The sequence below is a fragment of the Pseudoduganella sp. UC29_106 genome (assembly GCF_044055365.1).
Taxonomy (GTDB): Bacteria; Pseudomonadota; Gammaproteobacteria; order Burkholderiales; family Burkholderiaceae_D; genus Rugamonas.
In genome coordinates this window covers 3,863,651-3,879,463 of sequence record NZ_CP171977.1, presented here as the reverse complement: position 1 = coordinate 3,879,463, position 15,813 = coordinate 3,863,651, and the positions used below count along the sequence as shown (strand labels likewise).

Below are 15,813 nucleotides of genomic sequence, written 5' to 3'. Positions count from 1 at the left end.
CGATTAGCCTTCGCCGAGTTTCAGGAGAGATTGCTGCATGCCGCGGATGCGTCCCAGCACTTCCACGTTGGTTTCAAAGGCGCGCGAGGCCGACATCATGTCGGTCATCTCGGCCACCTGGTTGACGTTGGGGTAGAACACCATGCCGTCGGCATTGGCCAGCGGATTGCCCGGGTCGTAGACCTTGCGCAGCGGCTCGGCGCTTTCGACCACGTCCAGCACCTGCACGCGGCCGCCGTTGTCGGCGTTCGGGCCTTCATTCATCACGGCCGCAAACACGGGCTTGCGGGCGCGGTAGGTTTCGTTTTCGCTGCCAGCCACGGAATCGGCGTTGGCCAGGTTGGATGCGACGGTGTTCAGGCGCACGGTCTGGGCGGCCATGGCGGAACCGGCGATCTGGGAAATGTCCTTGAAGCTCATGGGGGAGGGCCTTATTGTCCGTTGATCGCTTTGGCGATGCCGCGCAGCTTCATGTTGATGAAGGTCAGGCTGGTCTGGAAATCGGTGGCATTCTGCGAGAAGGCTGCCTGCTCCACGCCGATCTCGACGGTGTTGCCGTCGCCGGTCGGGTGGTAGGGCACGCGGTACAGCGGCGCGCTGTCGCCATCCAGGGCCAGCTCGCCATTGGCTTCGGCTTGCACTTGGGCAAGGGACGATGCAAAGTCGATATCCTGGGCCTGGAAGCCCGGAGTGTTCTCATTTGCAATATTCGATGCCAGGATGCGCGTGCGCTCGGCCCGCAGATGGAGTGCGTCGGCGTGCAGGCCAACCGCGTCTTTGAAATTGATGCTCATTGTTGCTTCTCCGTGGGCCCCTGCGGGTAGAATGCGTCCGTGCGTTTCAGCGGAAGACTATTCATAAAGGCATTGCCTATGTTCAACAAACTTATTGTACCCGGTTTTAGCGCTTTGTTGCTCACTGGCATTATTCAATCCACTGCTTTTTCTGCGACTTTCTCAGAGCTAACCTTGGCGAAAGTGCAAGAAGCGGCGACAACAACGTTGACAAAACAGTCAGAGATCGCCGGTTACCTTGAGCCGAAATTCGATGTCGAAGTGGTCAAAACCAGTCGTCCGCTGCCGGCCTGTCCCACTGCGGTAAACGTGGAAACCCTTGATGCGCGCAGCCTTTCGCGCATGCGCTTCGTGGTAGTCTGCGGTGCGTCGCCGGGGTGGCGCTACGAGTTCGTGGTGCGTGCAAAAATTTCAGCAAAGGTGGTCGTTGCTGCAACGGATTTAATGCCGGGGAAGTTTTTGTCGCCTTCTGATGTGTTGCTTGAGCGCCACGACATCAGCGGCATGCCTGATAGTTTCTCCGACCTGACCGCGGTCGAGGGCATGTCCACCCGCCGCAGCGTGCGCGCGGGCGATGTGCTGCGGCAGAATATGCTCGTCGCGCCTGCGTTGGTGAAACGTGGCGACCAGGTACGCATCGTGGCGCGGCGTGAGCAGATTGAAGTCAGTATGTCCGGCGAGGCGCTGGACACCGGCGCGCGCGGCGCATCCGTACGCGTGCGCAACAGCAGCGGCACCATCATCCGCGCCCGCGTCACCGACGCCGGCACCGTCGAACCGGCCGATTTGCCTCATTAAAACCCACGGCCTAAAACAGGTGTCTGCCACGACGTGGCAGACACCAGGGTTACGCCGTGGGTTTTATTTGCGTGCGATGCGCGCCGCCAGGCCCGCCAGCTTCTCCGCATAGGACGGATCCGTCGCATACCCTCCCGCCGCCAGCCCGCGCGCAAACGCCCGCGCATCCGTGCCGGCGTTAAGCGCCGCCTGATAGCGCGGATTATCCGTCAGCACATCCGCATAATCGCGGAAAGCAGCCGCCTGGTCCGGGTAGCTGCGGAAACGCTCCACGCGCTTCACAGCCGCGCCGTGTTCATATTCGGTGGTGGTGCTGGCAGCCACATCGCCCTGCCACTGTCCGCTGGCTTTGATGCCAAACAGGTTGTTGCTGTCGCCGCCATTGGCGGTGCGCACCGGGCGCTGTCCCCAGCCCGATTCCAGCGCCGCGTGGGCGGCCACGATATCGGGCGACACGCCCAGCCGCTGTCCCGTCTCTTCCGCATACGGCCGGATCGCCTCCAGGAACTCCAGCTGCGAAGCATTATCGACGCCCTCGGTGGTGCCGCCGATGGCGCGGCCGGCCTGCAGGCGGGCGCGCAGGGCGGCGCCGTCAGCATTCAGCGAAGCGCCGGCGGGCGCGCTGGTGGAATTGCTGCTGCCGTTTGCCAGATAGGCCGACACATCGGCCTGCACCGCGCGGAACGTGGCCGAGAAGCCAGCCGAGGGCACGGCGCCGGACGGGGCGCTGCTGAACGCCGGCAGCGCAGGGCGCGCCGACGTCATGTTCGACTGCGTTGCGGCAGTGGCCGCGGTAGCGCGCGTGGGCGCGGTAAAGAAATCAGGCCGGCTCATAAGTCTGGTCGTCGCCATGCAGCACGCGCTGCATGATGGTGAATTGTTCGGCCAGCAGCTCGGCGTTGCGCTTGCCCAGTTCCTTGGCGGTGCGCACCAGCACTTCCAGCTGGCGCCAGTCCGCTTCCAGCTTCGCGCGCGGCTCGGGACGGAGCAGGGCGAATACCTGGGTCATGGCAGGATTGGGGCCCGTCAGGCGGGTCGCCAGCTCCAGGCGCTGGGCGCGGCGCGCTTCCAGCAGGGGAACGGCGGCGCCGATGGCGTCGGCGATTTCGCCCAGGCGCGCGCTCTGGTGGCGGATGGCGGCCTCGAACTGCTGTTCGATCAGGCCCAGCAGCTGCTGGTAGTCCGCCAGGTCGGCGGTAATCCCCTCCAGCAGCAGCTTCATCGCGTCCTGGCGCGACAGGGACGAAAAGGGTGTCGTCACTTCTCGCCCCGGTGGAAACGCTGGATCAGGCCGGCCAGCTTGCCGGCGTCGAAGGGCAGCTCGCCCTTGGCCAGCGCATCGCGCAGCTGGGCCACGCGCTCGTGGTCGATGTCCGGCATATCCTTCATGGCCTGCAGCGCAGGCTGCATCACGGCCGACTGCAGTTCGCCCTGGGCGGCGGCGGGCGCGGTGGAGCGGACCGGTTCGGCCGGCGCCGTCTCGGCGACAGTCTGGACGGCCACGCCGCCCGGCGTGGAAGTGCTGATTCTCATGCGGTTGCCTCTCGTCTTCTCAATTGCCATTGCGATTGCTCCTGCCCTCGAGGAGTTTGTCGCGCAGCTGCTTCAGCACGTTCACATCCGGTAAGGCTTCATCGATATTCTTCACCGGCGACTGCTCGCCCGGCATGCCGAACATGTCGGCAATCGCCTTGGCCTGGCCCTTGGTCAGGATCAGGATCTCAATGCGGCGATTGACGCCGGCGTCGGCACGCTTCGGGTCGAGCGGGGCGCGGTCGGCCATGCCCACCACCTGCAGCACGCTATCCTTCGGCATGGTGCCGGCCAACAGCTGGGCGCGTGCCGCCATGGCGCGGTTAGACGACAGGTTCCAGTTCGAGAACGCGGAATGGCTGGTATCCGCATATTGTAACGAATCCGTGTGACCGACGATCAGCATCTGGTTTTCCATCTTCGCAAACAGCGGCCCCATCTGGTTGAGCAGCTTGGCGAATCTGCCGGTGGGAACAGCGCTGCCGCGCACGAACATGCCCTGGTTATCGGTATCGTGCATCATCACGCGCAGGCCGTAAGGGGTGACCACCGACTCCAGGTTGCTGGACAGGCCCGCATCGGCGCTCATCTTGGCCAGGGTGCGGGACAGCAGGGTCAGGTCTTCCGGCGTTTCGTAGCGGATGCGTTGCTCGGCTGTTTGCTGCGGCACCTTGTTGAAGCCCTTGGTGGCAGTGCCGTCAACATCGGTCGAACCCGTGCGCGGCATGGGGAAGCGCTCGATCAGGCTGCCGCGCGGGCCGCCGATCTGCTGCGGCATCACGCCCTTGCCCTGGTCGGTCTTGTTGCCGTCCGCCTCGGTCAGGATCTGTTCCAGGCTTTCCGTATTGCGCGACGCCATCAGCCACAGCACGAGGAACAGGCACATCAGCGCCAGGCAGAAGTCCGCGAAGGCTACTTTCCAGGCGCCGCCGTGCTCGTCGTGTGCATGCTTGCCACCGCCGCGCTTGACGATGGTTTGCTCATGCTTGTCATGCGGCTTTAGCACGGCCACCTCCACGGCGCGAATCAGGCTCGGCGTCGCGCCCTTCCAGGGCATTGATCCAGCCTTCCAGCTGGGCAAAGCTCGGTTTGATGTTCAGCTGCACCAGGCGGCGGCCGGCGTCGATCGCCAGCAGGGGCGGCTTGCCGGCCACATGCGTGACCAGCACCACCTTCACGCATTCCATGGTGGACGCTTCCTGGTTCACCAGCTGCTTCAGCATATTCGAAATCGGGTCCAGCACGCCATAGCAGAAGAAGATGCCAATGAAGGTGCCGACCATCGCCGCGCCGACGTGCTCGGCAATCTCGGCCGAGGTGGCGCCTTCGCCCACGCCGCCCATGGTGATCACGATGCCCAGCACCGCGGCCAGGATACCGAAGCCCGGCATCGCTTCCGCGATCTTGTTGAGGGACTTGGCCGGCTGGGTCAGTTCTTCGTGGATGGCTTCCAGTTCCTGCTCCAGCACGCCCTCCAGTTCGTGGGCGTTGATCTTGCCCATGGCCATCAGGCGGAAATTGTCGACGATGAAGGCCAGCAGTTTCGGCTCTTCCAGCACCTGCGGGTAGCGCTGGAACAGCGGGCTTTCCTTCGGCGCTTCCACGTGCGCGTCCAGCGCTTTCAGACCGCCGGCGGCCAGCTGCAGCAGCTCATACATCAGCAGCAGCAACTGGCGCTGGAACTCGGAATCGTATTTCTTGCGCGAGATGATGTGCTTGATCTGCGTGAAGGTCTCGGCCAGCACGTGGCGCGGATTACCCAGCACGAAGGCGCCGGTGCCCGCGCCGGCAATCACGATCAGTTCCATCGGTTGCCAGATAGCGTGGAAGGCGCCGCCCATCATGGCATAGCCGCCGAAGATACTGCCGAACACGATCAGGATGCCGAATAATTGCTGCATGATTCTCTACCTTGGTAATTGTTGTCCCGTGGGGCGCGGCGCTTACGCCTGCAGCACCGCCTTCATCTTGTTCAGCGCTGCCTTGTTCAGCTGGCAGACGCGCGCATCGGTCAGGTCCAGCACCGCCGCGATTTCCTTGTAGCTCAGCTCGAACTCGTAATACATCTGCACCACGCGCTGCTCGCGCTCGTCCAGGCCGTTCAGCGCCTGCTCCAGGCTGCGGCGCAGCAGGAGCTGCTCCTCGGGGCCCGGCATGGAACCGGTATCGGCCATCGTGTCCTGCAGCAGTTCGTCGAAGCTGGCGATCAGCTCGGCGTTTTCATCCAGCTGGTAAGTCATGTATTCGTCCGCCGAGATGCCGAGGCCGGCGATGGCTTCCTTCTCGCTTGGCTCGCGGCCCAGCTTGCGCGTCAGCTCACGCACGGCGTCGCGCAGCTTGTGGCTTTGCTGGCGCACGGCGCGTGGACGCCAGTCCTGGCGGCGCAGCTCGTCCAGGATGGCGCCGCGGATGCGCAGGCTGGCATAGCTGCCGAAGGCGGCATCCGGCTCGCCGTAGCGGCGCAGCGCTTCGAGCAGACCCATCAGGCCAATCTGCTCCATATCATCGCGGTCGATGGCGCCCGCGACCTGCGAGTTCAGCTGGCGCACGATGCGCTTGACCAGCGGCGCGTACGCCAGCAGGTGCCTGCTTTCCTCGGCCGGGGTGAGCGCGTGGGCGGCGCTCGTTTCGCCGTAGCCCTCCGCGTATGCCACCTCTTCTACGTAGCCCATGGCTGTGTTTACTCCAGGATCAGCTTGCCAATCATGACTTCCCGGAACGGGCGTTCACGCTGCTCTTTTGCATACACTTCATCGAAGGCTTTGTTCAGTTCTTCCGCAAACTGGTCGATCGTCATGGTGGACGCCTTTTCCATCGGCAGGGCCGACAGCGTGCGCACGGCCACGCTGCGCAGCATCGGCAGCTGTTCCTTGGTTTCCTTTTCCTGTTCCAGCGGCGTGGTCACCACCAGGTCGGCCGACATATAGTGGGTCACGGTATCGCCCGGATTACGGCGCAGCATGACGATGACTTTTTCCACCGTCAGGTATTTGACCGGCTTGGCCTCTTCCTTCTTCGCTTCGCTCTTGACCGTACCGGCCTTGCCGCCATCGGACTTCAGCAGCCAGACAGCGCCGCCGGCGGCGCCCGCCGCGACCAGGCCAACAACTGCCAGGATGACCACCAGTTTCTTATTCATCTATCGCTTACTCCCGCTCATTCATGGCAAAGGTGGCGGGCGAGTCGTCGCCCTCGTTGAGCGCCCGGCCGGGGCCGCGCTCCTGCTGTTCACGTTCCTGGCGCCCACCGCCGCCGTTGTCGGCCAGGCTGCGGCCGGCGCTTGCGCTGACCGTCACCGCTACTTCGGTGAACTGGCGCTGGGACAGGTCCTGGCGCATGCTGTCGCCGATATTGTTCAGCTGGCGCAGCACATCGCTGTTGCTGGCCGACAGGTTCACCTGCAGCGCGCCGGCGCTGTGGCGGATGGAAATCTCGATGCTGCCCATGTTCGGCGGTTCCAGGCGGATTACCGCGTGTTCGTTATTACGCTGCAGTTGCAGCTGCAGGCGCTCGCCCAGGGCGGAGCGCAGCGGCTGCTGCCATTGCTCGGGGCTGCCGGCCAGCTTGATCGTGTCGCTGTTCTGGGCGCCGGCGCCTGCCGCCATCAGGTTGCGGAAAGCGGGTGCGTCGGTGGCGGGGGCGCCCGGCGTGGAATCGGCGCCGGCTTTGGCTAATTTGCCGCTGGTCGAGGCCAGCGAGTCGCCCTTCAGCGCGGCGGCCGACTGGCTATCGATCTGGGCGGCGAGCTGGCCGGTAGATACGGCGGGCGCTGGGCCTGCGCCGGCAGGACCTGCGGCCTGGCCGGGGACTGCGGTGGCCGCGGCCTGGCTGGCGAGCGCGTCGGCGGCATTGCGCGCAGCAGCGCCGGCGGTGATGGCGTTGGCTGCGGCCTGGCGGGCGCTGTCGGCGGCGATGCCGGCTTGCGCGGACGCGGCGTTCGCGGCAGCGGCAGCTTGCGCGGCCAGCAGCGCGGCGGCATTGCTGGCGCCGGCGGACAGGGCGAAGGCGGCGCTGCCCTGTGCCCCTTGCTGGCCGGCGATGGCAGTTGCGCCGCTGTCCTGTGCACTGCCCTGGCCGGAACCGTCGCCTTGCGTGGCGCCGTTATTGGTCGACAGCGGCAGCACGGCGAAGCTGGGAAGCATGGCGGCCAGTGATTCGGGCGTGTCGGCGCCATCCGCAGCGGCCTGGGCTTCGTGTTCGGCGCCTGGCTCGTGCGCGTCTTCAGCCTGCAGGGCGGACAGGTCCAGCAGCTGGGCGAAAGCGGGCAGGGCGGCCGGTTCAGCCGGGCGGGCAACGTTGCGTGCGTCGGTACGGACCGGGGAGCCGGGCGGCGTCGCGCGCCTCGCTGCTGGCGTCGGCGCGGTTGTCGGCGCTGCTGCGAGTATCGGCGCCTTGCTGGCGGACGGCGGACTGCGCGTCGGACGCGCGGGCGCCGCTTGCGCTGGCCGGACGGGCGCCGGCCGCGGCGGTTTTCGCGCCATCGGCCTTGCGTGCGTCCGCGCGCGCGGCGTTCGCGCGTGCGGCGGCCTGGGCGGCTGTCTGTGCAGCGCTGGTGGCGCTACCTTTGGCGGTGGACGCGGCGTGCGCGGCAGCGGGCGCCGGGGCAGGGGAGACCGGAAGGGTGGTGAAAGCCTTGCCGGTTGCGCCGGCTGGGTTATGGGTACTCATGTTCAGGCTCATGCTTCTGTTCCGGTAACGACGTTTTCATTGTCGAGGGCATAAGCGATAAAGCCCTCGCGGTTGTTCTGCAAATCGTGCAAATGCTTGTCCAGCTCGTCCGTTGCGCTGCTGACCTTTGCCAGCGCGGCGCGGTGCTGGCCGCGCAGCGCATTGAGTGCGGCGCGCTCGGCCGGTGTCCAGCGGCCCTGGGCGGCCAGGGCGGGCAGCGCGTTCGACACCAGAGCGTCAATCGCCGCCAGCGCTTGCCAGTCGGAGGCAGCGGTGGCGGCGCTCAGCTTTTGAGCCAGCTGTAGCAGCGTCGCCTGTCTATCCATTCTTGTCCTGCACGCCCTGCCAGCCGGCGCGGATCGTGGTCAGCAGGCCCACCACCTCATCGATGACGGCCGGGTCCATGTCCACGCCCGCGCGGTACAGGCGGCCGGCGCAGTAGTCGTACAGGCGGCCCAGGTTGGCCACCACTTCACCGCCGGTGTCGAAGTCCAGCGAGCTGGACAGGCCGTTGATGATCTGGGTGCATTTGTCCAGGCTGTTCGCCTTCAGCTCGTAGCGCTTGCCAACGATGTGGCCACGGGCCCGCGCCAGCTCCTCCAGCAAGCCGTCGGTGAGGACCAGCACCAGTTCGACAGGGGAGGCGCGCGCGGTCTGCGCGTCCAGGTTGGTCGAGTGGTAGCTGGCGTAGGCGTCGTAGTCCATCATTTAATCTCTTCAGTTATCGCTGCTTTTGCTGAACAGCGCGTCGAAGATGCTGCCGGTATTGCTCATCTGCGACTGCAGGGCCTGCAGCTGGGTGAATTGGGTCAGGTAACGCTTGTAGGCGTTGTCGTATTGGGTCGAAAGCGCTGCCTGGCGGGTCGTGATCGAGGCCTGCAGCTTGGTATTGCTGTCCTTGCGCGCCGTGATCTGGCCCTTGGTGGTATCGGTCCACTGGTCCATCAGCTTGGACAGGCCGCCCAGCACGCCGGTGCCGGCGATATCGTTGCCGAACACGCTGTCCAGGCCGGTCGGGTCGATTGCCAGCTTTTTGTTCAGGCGGGCCGTATCCAGCGCCAGGGTGCCGTCACGCTGCAGGGTGATGCCGAAGGTGGCCAGGCTTTCGTTGCCGCTGGCCTTGCGCAGCATGGTAGCCATGCTGTTGCGCAGCGTCGTCAGGCCCGCGTCGCTGGCGAAGATGGCAGGGGCCTTGCCGGCGGCGGCGTCGCCGTGGTCGCCCAGGTCCTTGAACGTGGCCAGCAGCTTGTTCCAGCCATCGACGAAGGCTTGCACATTGGCGGCCGTGCCGCTCGGATCGTTGGCGACCGTCAGCGTGACCGGCGCGGCGCCCACTGCCTGGGCCTTGGTAAAGGTCATCGAGACGCCATCGACCACCGTGAAGGTGTTCGACGCTTGCGTCAGCTGGGTGCTGCCGGGCTGGTTCGGGTCGCCCACCCACACGCTGGCATCCTGCGGCGTCACAACGCGGGTCTGGTTGCTCACATCGAGCTGGGCTGCCAGGGCGGGATCGGTAATGCCGCTGACGTCCAGCGACACATCATTGAGCGCACCGGTTTTTGCCGAGGTCAGCACCAGGGTCGAAGCGCCATTGATCGTCATCGTGGACGCGGTCACGCGCGAGTTATTGCCGGCGGCGCCATTGATGGCGGCGGCGATTTCCTTGGCGCTGATCTTGTTGTCCAGGTTCTTGTCGGCGTTGGCCAGCGTCACCACGAAATTGGTGCCGTCGGCCAGGGTCACGGTCAGGTCGCCGGCCGTGGCCGAGTCCGCGTCCGTCACGCCGCCATAGGACACCTGGCCGGCCGTGGCCAGCTGTTCGACATAGAAGTTATAGGTGCCGGCGCTGGCCGTCGCGCTGGCGGTCGCCGTCCCCACATCGGAGCTGAAGGTGGCGGTATTGGCCAGTACGGACTTCTTGGTGCCCATGCTGCTCAGCACGCTCTGGAAGGTCGACAGCGAGCCGCCCAGCTTGGTCAGTGCGCTGCTAGTGGCGGTTGCCACCTTGCCCTGGGCGTCGACCAGGTCCTGGCGGCCCTGGATGTAGAGCTGCGCCAGCTGCTTAGCTGTGGTCTGGGGATCGTATGTCGGGACGGAAGACGTTGCCATTTCATGCTCCGAGGAAATTAATTGAAGTGTACCAAGGTAAGGGGCGACCTAACGAGGGACTTCATGAAATTATTTTCCTTGACTGCCTCATTTTTGACCGCGGAACCACAACTGGGTTGCCAATTCATCATGGTTCTTGCGTTCCTTGGCATTCAGCGCATTGGCCACCGACTGCTGTTCTTTCATCAGCACCTGGCTCAGCACTTCACGCTTGGCATAGGCCGCGTTCAAGGCGCGCTTGGACACGGCCATATCCGCTTCATGCATGTTCAGGTCGACGCGGTGGCTGTCGGCCATCGCCATCACGGCCTGCTTGTAGTCGCCGCAATTAGTGGCCAGGGCCATCGGCAGGCGGCCGGTTGGCCCCGAGCTTTCGTACAGCGTGGTGAGGCGGTCCAGCGTTTTCTGGTAGCGGTCGCGCAGGTTCTCCTTGGCGGCCAGTTCGGACTGCAGCTTCTCGACTTCGTTATCGCGCAAGGTCACCAGGGTGGACAGGTTGCGGATGGTGTGCTCGTTCTTCATGCCATCAGCCTTTCAAGTTGCGCCACGCACGGCTCATAGGGAGCCGCTTCCTTGGTGCCCTGGCACAGGAATTCCTCGATGTGCGGATGCAGGTTGACGGCCTTGTCCGTCACAGGATCGGCGCCGGGCACATATGCGCCGAGGGGAATCAGGTCGCGCACGCGCTCGTGGCGCGCCATCGACGCTTTCAGCGCGCGTGCGGCCAGCATGTGCTCCTTGGTGATCACATGGTTCATGCAGCGGCTGATGGAAGCGGCGATATTGATCGCGGGGTAGTGGCCGCGCTCGGCCAGCTCGCGCGTGAGCACGATGTGCCCATCCAGGATGGCGCGCGCGGTATCGACCACCGGGTCTTGCTGGTCATCGCCTTCGGCCAGCACGGTGTAGATCGCGCTCATGTGGCCGGCCTGGTTTTCGCCATTGCCGGCCGATTCCACCAGCTGCGGCAGGTTGGAGAACACGGAGGGCGGATAGCCTTTGGTGGCGGGCGGTTCGCCCAGGGCCAGCGCCACTTCGCGCAGGGCCATCGCATAACGGGTCAGCGAATCGACCAGCAGCAGCACGTTCTTGCCCTGGTCGCGGTAATGCGCCGCGATCGAGTGGCACAATTCGGTCGCCATGATGCGCATCAGCGGCGATTCATCGGCTGGCGCAATCACCAGCACGGCTTTCTTCAAGCCTTCCGGGCCGAGCGACATTTCAACGAACTCGCGCACTTCGCGCGAACGCTCGCCGATCAGGCCCACGACGACCACGTCCGCCACGGTCTGGCGCGTGATCAGCCCGAGCAGCACCGACTTGCCGACGCCGGAACCGGCCATCAGGCCCACGCGCTGGCCCTTGCCCAAAGTGAGCATGCTGTTAATCGCGCGCACGCCCACATCGAGCGGCTCGGTCACGGGCTTCTTCTTCAGGGGATTGACGCGCGGCGGCTGCGCGTCCAGCAGATGCTCGCCGCCCAGCTTGCCCATGCCATCGATCGGTTCACCCAGGCCGTTGACCATGCGGCCCAGCCACGAAGGGCCGATTTGCAAGATGGTCTTGTCGTTTGACGGCAGCACGCGCGCGCCGGTGGTCAGGCCTACGGCCTTCTTGAAGGGCATCAGGAATGAAAGCTTGTCGCGAAAGCCGACCACCTGCGCGTCGAGCCATTCGCCCGACACTGTCTCGATCTGGCAACGCTGGCCGGTATGCAGCTTGCAACCCGCAGCTTCAAGCAACAGGCCGGATGCACCCACCAGCCGCCCGGTCGGCGTGGCCAGCGGAACTTCATCCAGCTCCAGCTTGCGCAGTGCCTCTGCAATCATGCTTCGCCCATGTCCTCTTCATCGCCGCCATCGGCGACCTGCAGCTGATTATCGACCTGTTCCATGACAGCAGCAAGACGCTGATGGCAGCCGGCATCGACTTCACTATCGCCAGCCCGGATGCGGCATTCGCCGAAGTCCATGCTGGCATCGGCAATCATGTTCCAACGCTTGGCGCGCTTGGGATCGAGCTCCACGATGCGGCGCAATTCTTCCGGGTTCAGGTAGACATCGATCTCTTCACGCGTAGGCGGCATCGATGCCAGCGTCTCATCGACGAGGGCCATGATCTGCACCGGCTGCAGCGCCAGTTCGGCGCGGATGACCTGGCGTGCGACTTTCGCGACGAGATCAACAACTTCCTTGCGCTGCGCGGCGCGGTAATCGGCGCGCAGCTTCTTCAGGCTTTTCAGCATCGCATCGACAGGACGCGCCAGCTGGTCGAAGCCCACCAGCGTTTCCTGCCTGCCTTCCTCGCGGCCCTGTTCGAAGCCGGCCGTGCGGCCCGCTTCAAAACCGTCTTCCTGGCCGCGCTGCAGGCCGATCTCGTAACCGTCGCGCTGGCCCTGTTCGAAGCCTTCGGACAACGAAGCCTGCCACTGCGCGGCATCGGCCGCGGCATTGCCCGAGCCGTTGACGCGTCCGGCCGGCGGCACGAACTGCGACAGCGGCGGGAAGCGGTAGGGGCGGAATTGCTTCATTACTCGACCACCGTTTCGGCGAACAGCTGCACTTCGACTTCGCCCGCGTCGGCCAGCGCCTTGACGGTGGCCATGATTTCGCTGCGCGTCGATTCGATGCGCGACATCGGCACCGGACCGGCGCGGCGCATCATGTCTTCGAATGCCTGCGCCTGGCGCTTCGGCATGGTCTTCAGCACGGCATCGCGGATCGACATCTCGGCGCCCTTCAGTGCGATCGCCCACATTTCCAGCGGCACTTCCTCGATGATGCGGGTGAGGGTGACTTCGGTCTGGGGTCGAGAGGATGAGGAAGTCGTACATCGACAGCTCGATCTGCGCCACCACTTCGGGGTCGTGGGCGCGCAGCAGTTCGACGATCTGCGCGCGGTTGCCCGGCAGGCGGTTCAGGATCTCGGCCACCTGGCGCACGCCTTCCACGCTGGTGCTTTGCGAGTCGAAGGACGACAGGCAGCGGCCCACCAGTTCATCGAGTTCGATCAGCAGGTCGCGGTCGATCTCGTCCAGGCGCGCCATGTTCAGCAGGATCAGGTCGCGGCCGTCGAGCGGCAGCGCATCCAGGATCTGGCCGGCCAGGGTCGGCGGCAGGAAGGCCAGGAAGACAGCCTGCATCTGTACGTGTTCATTGGCGATGTAGTCTGCCAGCCACTTCGGCGAAGCCCACTGCAGGCGCGCCATCTTCGGACGCAGCTCGTCGCCGTAGATGCTGTTCAGCACGCTGTTCGCGATATCGCCGCCCAGCGCCAGGTCCAGCGAGCGCTTCAGGTAGGAGCGCGACGCGCCATGCACGCCGGATTGCTGGCGGTAGTCGTCGAAGAAGGTTTGCATGGCGTGCTTGACCTGCTCGACCTTGATGCCGCTCATGCGCGACATGACCTGGGTCACTTCCAGCAGTTCCTCGCGCGACAGGCAGCGCAGCACGGCGGCCGCGCCTTCCTCGCCGATCGACAGCAGCACGATGGCGGCCTGTTCGACCGGGTTCAGGCCGTTATCAACGTCCAGGTTCTCGGGATTATTGTTGAGATCTGCCATTTTTCTGCATCCATTGTTTGACGACTTCGGCCACGCGCTCCGGTTCCTTCTCGGCCAGTACCTTCAGGTGGTCGACCATCACATCGACAGCGGAACCAGCTGGCGGCAGGTCGTAATTCTCGAGCAGCGGCACCACGGGGCTGGCGCCGGCATGCATGGTTTCGCCGGTTGCTTCGGCCGTCGCGCCCTCTGGTGCGGCCAGTGCGGCGGCTGCGGTGGCGCCCGGCAGGGCAGGGGCGGCGCCGGCGGCGCCCGGCAGCGCGCTGCCATTGCCGCCCAGCGGCTGGCCATTCGGCGCCAGCGTCGCTTCGATGCGGGCCGTGCTGCGTGGCGCTGCGGCCGGAGCGAAGCGCGCGGTCAGCAGGCGCATCAGCGGACGCAGGATCAGCAGGTAGCCCAGGATGGCGGCCACTGCGTAACTGAGCCAGCTGGATGCATCGACCACTGTGTCGCGCTCCTGCCACCATGGCGTCGGCGCGGCCTTGGCCGGGAAGTTCATGGCACTGACGACCAGCGTGTCGCCGCGCTCGGCGTTGATGCCCAGACCGTTGCGCAACACCTTGTCGATGTTGGCGATTTCGGCGGCGGACCAGCCGGTCTTCGGATTGACTGCCGCGGCGTGCGCCAGCACCACAGCCACGCTCTGGCGCTCCAGGCGGCCGCGGGCGCGCTTGGTCTGGGTGATGCTGCGGTCATAGGCGTACTGGCGGCTGGTGGCGTTCTTGGCGCCGTGCCTTCCGGCTGGTTCTGGCCTTCGCCGGACTGGCCGGCATTGGTGGCGGCCTGGGCTGGAGGAGGGCGGTTGGACAGCGTGCCCGGCACGCCCATGGCGATGCGGTTGCGGTCCTGCTCTTCGCGCATGGCTTCGCTGGTCACCTTCGGATCGGCGCCGTATTTTTCGATCGTCTCTTCGACCTTGTCGTTATCGACGGCCGCGGTCACGCTGATCTTGAAATTGTCGTCGCCGACGATGGGACCGAGCAGGCCCTTGATATTGGCCTTGATCTCGTCCTGGAAGCGCTTGGCGTTCTCGTTGGTCGCGCTGGAGGCATCGAAGCCGTCGGCCAGGTCAACGTGGGATGAGAGCAGGTTGCCGCTCTGGTCCACCAGGCTCACGCGTGCCGGGCTCAGCGAAGCAACGCTGCCGGACACCATGTTCACGATGGCGGCGATATGCTCCGGCGCCAGCGTGCGGCCCGGCTTGGTCTGCACCACCACCGAAGCGGACGACTTTTCGCCGTCGGAAGAAACGAAGGAAGTGGACTTGGCGATCGACAGGTGGACGCGGGCATGCGAGATCGCATCCAGCGTCATGATGGACTGCGCCAGTTCACCTTCCAGGCCGCGGCGGAAGCGCACGTCCTGCACGAACTGGGAAACGCCCAGCGGGTCGTTCTTGTCCATCAGCTCCAGGCCGGCCGGCAGCTGCGCGGTCACGCCCTTGGCGGCGAGCAGCATGCGCACCTTGCCCAGCTGGGATTCAGGGACCAGGACCTGGCCGCTGTCCGGGTGGATGCGGTAGGAAATCTTCTCGGCGTCCAGCACGCTCATCATGTCGGACACGGCGACTTTTTCACGCGCACCGAACACGGGCTTGTAGCCGCTCTGGTCCTTCCACAGGAACATCAGGACCAGCGCCGTGAGGCCAATGGCCAGCAGCAGCAGGGGATACAGGTTCTTCAGGACAGCCGGGTTGACGGCAGGCGTGGCGGTGGCGCCGGAGCGCCAGCGCCCGAAGGCGGACTTGAGGGTGGTGATCACGTCAGGAACTTTCGTGGCTTACAGCGGAAGCTTGATGAGCTCATCTACGGCGCCCATCACTTTATTACGGACCTGCATCAGCATCGAGAAGGACAGGCTGGCTTCCTGGCTGGCCAGCATGGCGCCCACCAGGTCGTCGCTGCGGCCGGCGTCGACATCGGCCATCCTGGCGCCGGCTGCAACATCGGCAGCGTTGACGCCGTCCACGGCGTCCTTCATCGATTGGGCGAAGAGAAATGCTGCGGCGCAGCAGAATTGCCGAACTGGGCGGCCGGGGCGATGGTGCCGGCTTGCTGGGCCAGGTCGGCGGCCGCGTTACTGAGGGAGGCGAGGTCGGCCCTGATCAGGCCCGCGAATTCATTTGCCATTGCTTTCTCCATTTCCGGCCGGGACGTGCAGCTCATCCATTACTTTTAGTTGCATGCTTGCCCAGGAGCCCGCCGGGGCGCGGTGAAATGTAAAATCCAAAGCAAGAGCCTGTCACTTTGAGTATTGGTTTCAGCGCAATGTTGTTATCACTACTAACATTTGCTCTTTTTCAAAAAGTGCTTATTAATCAGATAGTAAGCGCTTTTAAAATGCAATTTG

General features: G+C 64.9%; 18 protein-coding genes and 3 pseudogenes. 1 reads left to right on the top strand and 20 read right to left on the bottom strand.

Annotation, left to right across the window (positions count from 1 at the left end; genetic code table 11):
* Positions 1–3 precede the first annotated feature (3 nt).
* Together flgC and flgB are read right to left on the bottom strand one after the other, a co-directional pair.
* Entirely contained in the window at positions 4–420 is a 417-nt protein-coding gene (flgC, locus tag ACHMW6_RS19505) for a flagellar basal body rod protein FlgC (protein ID WP_395399078.1), read from the bottom strand.
* 11 nt (positions 421–431) lie between these two features.
* On the bottom strand, positions 432–794 hold the full coding sequence (gene flgB / locus ACHMW6_RS19500) for a flagellar basal body rod protein FlgB (RefSeq protein ID WP_395399076.1): 363 nt from the start codon (positions 792–794) through the stop codon (positions 432–434).
* Positions 795–872: 78 nt separating this feature from the next.
* Here flgB and flgA point away from each other — a divergent pair, with 78 nt between their 5' ends.
* Positions 873–1,592, top strand: coding sequence for a flagellar basal body P-ring formation chaperone FlgA (gene flgA, locus ACHMW6_RS19495; RefSeq protein ID WP_395399074.1), 720 nt, complete (start codon positions 873–875; stop codon positions 1,590–1,592).
* 63 nt (positions 1,593–1,655) lie between these two features.
* Here flgA and flgJ read toward each other — a convergent pair whose 3' ends face one another.
* The 18 genes and pseudogenes from flgJ to ACHMW6_RS19405 form a co-directional block, all read right to left on the bottom strand.
* Entirely contained in the window at positions 1,656–2,426 is a 771-nt protein-coding gene (gene flgJ, locus ACHMW6_RS19490; protein ID WP_395399072.1) for a flagellar assembly peptidoglycan hydrolase FlgJ, read from the bottom strand.
* Positions 2,413–2,853: a flagellar export chaperone FlgN gene (flgN, locus tag ACHMW6_RS19485; RefSeq protein ID WP_395399070.1), complete on the bottom strand. Its 441-nt coding sequence runs from the start codon at positions 2,851–2,853 to the stop codon at positions 2,413–2,415. The genes flgJ and flgN overlap by 14 nt, the downstream gene beginning before the upstream one ends.
* Entirely contained in the window at positions 2,850–3,125 is a 276-nt protein-coding gene (flgM, locus tag ACHMW6_RS19480; RefSeq protein WP_395399068.1) for a flagellar biosynthesis anti-sigma factor FlgM, read from the bottom strand. The genes flgN and flgM overlap by 4 nt, the downstream gene beginning before the upstream one ends.
* 19 nt (positions 3,126–3,144) lie before the next feature.
* Positions 3,145–4,131 carry a flagellar motor protein MotB gene (locus ACHMW6_RS19475; RefSeq protein ID WP_395399066.1) on the bottom strand — a complete coding sequence of 329 codons (987 nt, stop codon included), beginning with the start codon at positions 4,129–4,131 and terminating at the stop codon, positions 3,145–3,147.
* The gene (gene motA / locus ACHMW6_RS19470) at positions 4,115–5,026 is read right to left on the bottom strand and encodes a flagellar motor stator protein MotA (protein WP_395399064.1); all 912 of its coding nucleotides are present in this window, start codon (positions 5,024–5,026) and stop codon (positions 4,115–4,117) included. Before motA ends, ACHMW6_RS19475 begins: the two co-directional genes overlap by 17 nt.
* A 42-nt stretch (positions 5,027–5,068) precedes the next feature.
* The gene (locus tag ACHMW6_RS19465; protein ID WP_395399062.1) at positions 5,069–5,797 is read right to left on the bottom strand and encodes a FliA/WhiG family RNA polymerase sigma factor; all 729 of its coding nucleotides are present in this window, start codon (positions 5,795–5,797) and stop codon (positions 5,069–5,071) included.
* Positions 5,798–5,805: 8 nt separating this feature from the next.
* Complete coding sequence (locus ACHMW6_RS19460) at positions 5,806–6,264, bottom strand: flagellar basal body-associated FliL family protein (RefSeq protein ID WP_395399060.1); 459 nt, start codon at positions 6,262–6,264, stop codon at positions 5,806–5,808.
* Positions 6,265–6,271: 7 nt separating this feature from the next.
* Positions 6,272–7,267, bottom strand: coding sequence for a flagellar hook-length control protein FliK (locus ACHMW6_RS19455; RefSeq protein WP_395399058.1), 996 nt, complete (start codon positions 7,265–7,267; stop codon positions 6,272–6,274).
* 136 nt (positions 7,268–7,403) lie between these two features.
* Positions 7,404–7,793 (bottom strand): hypothetical protein, encoded by a 390-nt coding sequence (locus tag ACHMW6_RS19450; protein ID WP_395399057.1) that lies wholly within the window; start codon positions 7,791–7,793, stop codon positions 7,404–7,406.
* An 8-nt stretch (positions 7,794–7,801) separates the two neighbouring features.
* Complete coding sequence (locus ACHMW6_RS19445; RefSeq protein WP_395399055.1) at positions 7,802–8,119, bottom strand: hypothetical protein; 318 nt, start codon at positions 8,117–8,119, stop codon at positions 7,802–7,804.
* Positions 8,112–8,498, bottom strand: a complete 387-nt coding sequence (gene fliS, locus ACHMW6_RS19440) for a flagellar export chaperone FliS (protein ID WP_395408659.1) — start codon at positions 8,496–8,498, stop codon at positions 8,112–8,114. Before fliS ends, ACHMW6_RS19445 begins: the two co-directional genes overlap by 8 nt.
* A gap of 12 nt (positions 8,499–8,510) precedes the next feature.
* On the bottom strand, positions 8,511–9,902 hold the full coding sequence (fliD, locus tag ACHMW6_RS19435; protein WP_395399053.1) for a flagellar filament capping protein FliD: 1,392 nt from the start codon (positions 9,900–9,902) through the stop codon (positions 8,511–8,513).
* A gap of 87 nt (positions 9,903–9,989) precedes the next feature.
* Positions 9,990–10,424, bottom strand: a complete 435-nt coding sequence (locus tag ACHMW6_RS19430; protein ID WP_395399051.1) for a flagellar FliJ family protein — start codon at positions 10,422–10,424, stop codon at positions 9,990–9,992.
* Positions 10,421–11,731, bottom strand: coding sequence for a flagellar protein export ATPase FliI (fliI, locus tag ACHMW6_RS19425; protein WP_395399049.1), 1,311 nt, complete (start codon positions 11,729–11,731; stop codon positions 10,421–10,423). Before fliI ends, ACHMW6_RS19430 begins: the two co-directional genes overlap by 4 nt.
* Positions 11,728–12,432 (bottom strand): flagellar assembly protein FliH, encoded by a 705-nt coding sequence (gene fliH / locus ACHMW6_RS19420; protein ID WP_395399047.1) that lies wholly within the window; start codon positions 12,430–12,432, stop codon positions 11,728–11,730. Before fliH ends, fliI begins: the two co-directional genes overlap by 4 nt.
* Positions 12,432–13,464 (bottom strand): annotated as a pseudogene (locus tag ACHMW6_RS19415) (flagellar motor switch protein FliG). The gene fliH and the pseudogene ACHMW6_RS19415 overlap by 1 nt, the downstream one beginning before the upstream one ends.
* Positions 13,445–15,090: pseudogene (gene fliF / locus ACHMW6_RS19410) on the bottom strand (flagellar basal-body MS-ring/collar protein FliF). The pseudogenes ACHMW6_RS19415 and fliF overlap by 20 nt, the downstream one beginning before the upstream one ends.
* Positions 15,091–15,243: 153 nt before the next feature.
* Positions 15,244–15,593, bottom strand: a pseudogene (locus ACHMW6_RS19405) (flagellar hook-basal body complex protein FliE).
* Positions 15,594–15,813 lie beyond the last annotated feature (220 nt).

Excerpts from the sequence above, each read along its gene's own strand:
- flgC (WP_395399078.1), bottom strand. The coding sequence starts at position 420 with ATGAGCTTCAAGGACATTTCCCAGATCGCCGGTTCCGCCATGGCCGCC.
- flgB (WP_395399076.1), bottom strand. The coding sequence starts at position 794 with ATGAGCATCAATTTCAAAGACGCGGTTGGCCTGCACGCCGACGCACTC.
- flgA (WP_395399074.1), top strand. The coding sequence starts at position 873 with ATGTTCAACAAACTTATTGTACCCGGTTTTAGCGCTTTGTTGCTCACT.
- flgJ (WP_395399072.1), bottom strand. The coding sequence starts at position 2,426 with ATGAGCCGGCCTGATTTCTTTACCGCGCCCACGCGCGCTACCGCGGCC.
- flgM (WP_395399068.1), bottom strand. The coding sequence starts at position 3,125 with ATGAGAATCAGCACTTCCACGCCGGGCGGCGTGGCCGTCCAGACTGTC.
- motA (WP_395399064.1), bottom strand. The coding sequence starts at position 5,026 with ATGCAGCAATTATTCGGCATCCTGATCGTGTTCGGCAGTATCTTCGGC.
- ACHMW6_RS19465 (WP_395399062.1), bottom strand. The coding sequence starts at position 5,797 with ATGGGCTACGTAGAAGAGGTGGCATACGCGGAGGGCTACGGCGAAACG.
- ACHMW6_RS19460 (WP_395399060.1), bottom strand. The coding sequence starts at position 6,264 with ATGAATAAGAAACTGGTGGTCATCCTGGCAGTTGTTGGCCTGGTCGCG.
- ACHMW6_RS19455 (WP_395399058.1), bottom strand. The coding sequence starts at position 7,267 with ATGCTTCCCAGCTTCGCCGTGCTGCCGCTGTCGACCAATAACGGCGCC.
- ACHMW6_RS19450 (WP_395399057.1), bottom strand. The coding sequence starts at position 7,793 with ATGAGTACCCATAACCCAGCCGGCGCAACCGGCAAGGCTTTCACCACC.
- ACHMW6_RS19445 (WP_395399055.1), bottom strand. The coding sequence starts at position 8,119 with ATGGATAGACAGGCGACGCTGCTACAGCTGGCTCAAAAGCTGAGCGCC.
- fliS (WP_395408659.1), bottom strand. The coding sequence starts at position 8,498 with ATGGACTACGACGCCTACGCCAGCTACCACTCGACCAACCTGGACGCG.
- fliD (WP_395399053.1), bottom strand. The coding sequence starts at position 9,902 with ATGGCAACGTCTTCCGTCCCGACATACGATCCCCAGACCACAGCTAAG.
- ACHMW6_RS19430 (WP_395399051.1), bottom strand. The coding sequence starts at position 10,424 with ATGAAGAACGAGCACACCATCCGCAACCTGTCCACCCTGGTGACCTTG.
- fliI (WP_395399049.1), bottom strand. The coding sequence starts at position 11,731 with ATGATTGCAGAGGCACTGCGCAAGCTGGAGCTGGATGAAGTTCCGCTG.
- fliH (WP_395399047.1), bottom strand. The coding sequence starts at position 12,432 with ATGAAGCAATTCCGCCCCTACCGCTTCCCGCCGCTGTCGCAGTTCGTG.